Genomic DNA, 4,244 nt, shown 5'->3' on the forward strand with positions numbered 1-4,244 from the left:
CAACAGAAATTCCACAATCCATCCCACGCAGTTTGTCATTCCGCAGGAATCTCAAAAGTCTCTCACACAATCATTCCCACATTGTTTGTCATTCCGCAGGAATCGGACACGTCACTCACACAATCATTCCCACAATCCATCCCACGTAGTTTGTCATTCCGCAGGAATCGCATTCGTCACTCACACAATCATTTCCACATTGTTTGTCATTCCGCAGGAATCCCACTCGTCACTCACACAATCAATTCCACAATCCATCCCACGTAGTTTGTCATTCCGCAGGAATCGCATACGTCACTCACACAAAGCATTTCCACTCAGTTTCGTCATTCCTACATAGCGGTAATCCCAGTTGTTACTTTCACAATTTAACCATCCCAGCGATTAGCGAGTGTGATTCCTTCGGAATGACAAACTGGGCGTGATTAGCGCGTGTGATTCCTGCGGAATGACAAAGTTGTCGTTATTAGCGAGTGTGATTCCTACGGAATGACAAAGTTGGTGTGAGCAGCTATTGTGATTCCTACCGAATGACAAACTGGGCGTGATTAGCGAGTGTGATTCCTGCGGAATGACAAAGTTGTCGTTATTAGCGAGTGTGATTCCTGCGGAATGACAAAAACGAGACTATTCGGTCTTTATAAAACGATGATTTAAAAACTCAAAATTCTCATTAAATGAGCGAATCAGTTCTAATTTCCTGTCTCTGTTCCAACTTTTTAATTCTTTTTCTCTATCAATAGCTAATTGTGCCCATGTAAACTTTTCATAATAAACTAAAAATTCAAGATTGTATCTTGAAGCAAAAGTTTTTATTCCTTTTTCTATGTTCTCTTTGTGTTCTGTTAAACGTCTTCCTAAATTATTGGTCATTCCAATGTAATAAGTTGACCTGTATTTATTTGTAATTATGTACACATAAAAGGTGTAATGTCCTTCGTTGTACTCAATCATAGTGTTGTTCATGGCTTTTATATATTTTTATAGTTTGTACTTTATTTTTTCCTGTTGACAATGGAAACATTAGACTCGTTACTCAGACAATCATTCCCACACAATTTGTCATTCCGCAGGAATCTCACTCGCCACTCAAACAATCAACTCACACAATCAACCCCACACAGTTTGTCATTCCGCAGGAATCTCACTTATCACTCACACAATCAACTCCACAATCCATCCCACACAGTTTGTCATTCCGCAGGAATCTCACTCGTCACTCACAGAATCAACTCCACAATCCATCCCACACAGTTTGTCATTGCTTCGCCAGTTCGAGCAAAGCTCTCGAGTCCGCAGGAATCTCAGTCGTCACTCACACAATCAACTCCACAATCCATCCCACACAGTTTGTCATTTCGCAGGAATCTCACTCGTCACTCACGTAATCAACTCCACAATGCATTCCCACACAGTTTGTCGTGCCATCATAAAAATTAAATGTTTTCTAGTTTCTAATATCCAATTTTCAATATTGCATTAATCTAACTGTTTAAGGTGCATTGAAAAAAGCAATTTTATGGTGTTGGAATTTACACTTATGAGCTAAGCACTCCTATACAAATACTTCTGAAAACCAATGAAAGTAGCTCTAATTCTATCAATACCGCCTAAAGTTGCAGTGGCATCACTAATAGATTGATATTTTAACATAAGCAGTTGAGGTAATTTTTCTTGGTCTAATTCATCAACACCAGTTTCAACATATTTGGATAAAACAAAATTCAAAAACTCTTGATGTTTGCTATCTAGACTATTTAAGAAACTTTCTTTTGCTAAAGCCACACGTTCCAATCTTGGTATTGGAGTGATATTATAGGCAATATATTCCAACACATCAAACAAGTCACTGTTTTCAGCTTCTATTAATTCTTGTAAACTCAACAGTGTATCTCTTCCGTAACCAGCTGCATCAAGTTTTTCTAGAAACGATTTTCTAGTAATTGGATTTGACCAAATAGTGCGCAATTCTTCTTCATTACTAAAAAACTCAGGAAGTTTACCAAATAAGTTTTTCATAAACTGCTCAACGGAAATTGGTTGACCATCCGCACTCCAAAAAGAGGTTGAAATCATGCTTTTGATGCTACGCTCTTTACCATCTGCCAATTTAACTTTTACTTTTTGAATTTTATTGTAAGGTTCTTTAGGTGGTTCATTAACTCCATCAGGTTTGGGTTTAACACCTCCAGTTGGTTTTGGTTCTGATGGCTCTGGTTCTATGGGTTCACCATCCCATTCAGGATCTAAAAAGTTTTTATAAGCACCAACAAAATCATAAATGGTAAAGTAATCTTTACCATCAAACATACGTGTTCCTCTTCCAACAATCTGTTTGAACTCTATCATCGAATTCACAGGGCGCAACAAAACAACATTCCTAACATTACGAGCATCAACTCCAGTAGAAAGTTTTTGAGAGGTTGTTAGTATAGTTGGAATCGTTTTCTCATTGTCTTGAAACTCTTTCAAATACTGTTCTCCCATAGCGCCATCATTGGCTGTTACACGCACACAATAGTTGGGATTAGTACTTGTACTATATTGATTAATCAAATCACGAATTACAGCTGCATGTTGCTGATTAGCACAAAACACAATCGCTTTTTCGTTTGGATTAGAAGCTTCCATAAACAATTGCACACGCTTTTGTTCACGTTCCTTTATTTCTATAATTCTATTAAAGTCACTTTCTTTATACTCTTTCTTGGTGTCAATTTCTCCTTCTATTACATCATCATCAGGAGTGTAAACATATTCATCCAATGTGGTTTGAATACGTTTTACTTTAAACGGAGTCAAGAAACCATCATTAATTCCTTCTTTCAAAGAATAAATGTATACAGGCTCACCAAAGTAAGCATAAGTATCAACGTTATCTTTTCGTTTGGGAGTAGCAGTCAATCCCAATTGAACAGCAGGAGCGAAGTACTCTAATATCTTTCTCCAATTGCCTTCATCATTAGCACCGCCTCTATGACACTCGTCAATAATAATAAAATCAAAAAAGTCAGATGGGTATTCACCAAAATAAGGTTCAGGATTTCCGTCTTTATCTGAACCACTCATAAAAGTTTGAAATATCGTAAAGAAGATATTTCCATTAGTCGGAACACTTCCTTTTTTACGAATCTCTTTAGGATTAATACGAACCAAAGCATCTTCTTGAAATGCCGAAAACGAATTAAAAGCTTGGTCTGCTAATATATTTCTGTCTGCTAAAAATAATATTCTTGGTCTGCGTGAACCATCTTTTTTAGCATTCCAACGTGTTTGAAATAATTTCCAAGCTATTTGAAAAGCAATAAACGTTTTACCAGTTCCAGTAGCTAGGGTTAGTAATATTCTATTTCTATCATTTGCAATGGCTTCCATAGTTTTGGTCACTGCATTCTCTTGATAGTAACGAGCACCTTTAGAACCACCAATCAGTTCAAATGGAACAGCATTAAATTTATCACGCCAATCATTGGCTTTAGCAAAAGTCATGTGCCATAATTGCTCTGGAGTAGGAAAGGAGCTTACCAATCCTTCAGTAGCGGTTTCCATTGCTATTTGATAAATTGCTTTACCATTAGCAGCATAGGTATATTTTAATTGCAATCGAATAGCATATTCTTTGGCTTGCATAACGCCTTCGCCAACCTCTAAATCATCACTTTTTGCCTCAACAACTGCCAATTTAATGCCTTTATATACCAATACATAATCTGCAATAACAGGTTTAGCACGTTTGCCACCCATCTGAATGCGACCTGCAGTAATGTTATATTCACGCAATATTTTGGTATCTTCCACAACACCCCAACCACTGGCTTTTAGCTGCGGGTCAATTAATTCGGCTCTTGTTTCGGCTTCGTTCATTTTTTACAATATTATTGATTCTTCATCTCCTAAAAATAATTCATCATCATCATCATCATTTGACTTAAATGTATCATATTTTAAAATTTCTTTAAAATCAATTTTAGTTAAATTAATCAAACTTTTTATACTACACTGATAAGTTTTGAAGGCTACTACTTTATCAATATCTAATGCTTCTTCATCCAAACGCATACTTTCATCAAATTTAACTTCTCCAACTAAATCTATTTGAGATAGTTTAAAGGCTGTTGCTTTTAGTTTTCCGGAGTCATCTAGCCATAAAATTATTTTGAAAAATTCCATAGGAATTCGCAATCCTTTAAAAATTTTATCAGTTTCAGCATTAAAGATTGGACCATTAAAAACAGTCATTCTTC

The 4,244-nt window shown here is 36.3% G+C and carries 3 protein-coding genes; all 3 read right to left on the reverse strand.

The annotated features are described in order from the left end of the window. Positions 1–627: 627 nt before the first annotated feature. Positions 628–966 carry a GIY-YIG nuclease family protein gene (locus tag ACIQ32_RS12230; RefSeq protein WP_396195960.1) on the reverse strand — a complete coding sequence of 113 codons (339 nt, stop codon included), beginning with the start codon at positions 964–966 and terminating at the stop codon, positions 628–630. 579 nt (positions 967–1,545) lie between these two features. After that, positions 1,546–3,864 carry an EcoAI/FtnUII family type I restriction enzme subunit R gene (gene hsdR, locus ACIQ32_RS12235; RefSeq protein WP_396195961.1) on the reverse strand — a complete coding sequence of 773 codons (2,319 nt, stop codon included), beginning with the start codon at positions 3,862–3,864 and terminating at the stop codon, positions 1,546–1,548. A gap of 3 nt (positions 3,865–3,867) precedes the next feature. Beyond that, the coding region (locus ACIQ32_RS12240; RefSeq protein WP_396195962.1) for a DNA/RNA non-specific endonuclease at positions 3,868–4,244 on the reverse strand (377 nt) is incomplete at its 5' end.

The sequence above is a fragment of the Flavobacterium sp. genome (assembly GCF_044373165.1).
Lineage (GTDB): Bacteria > Bacteroidota > Bacteroidia > Flavobacteriales > Flavobacteriaceae > Flavobacterium.

What these genes read in the sequence shown, in the direction of transcription:
- hsdR (WP_396195961.1), bottom strand. Translation starts at nt 3,864, where the DNA reads ATGAACGAAGCCGAAACAAGAGCCGAATTAATTGACCCGCAGCTAAAA.
- ACIQ32_RS12230 (WP_396195960.1), bottom strand. Translation starts at nt 966, where the DNA reads ATGAACAACACTATGATTGAGTACAACGAAGGACATTACACCTTTTAT.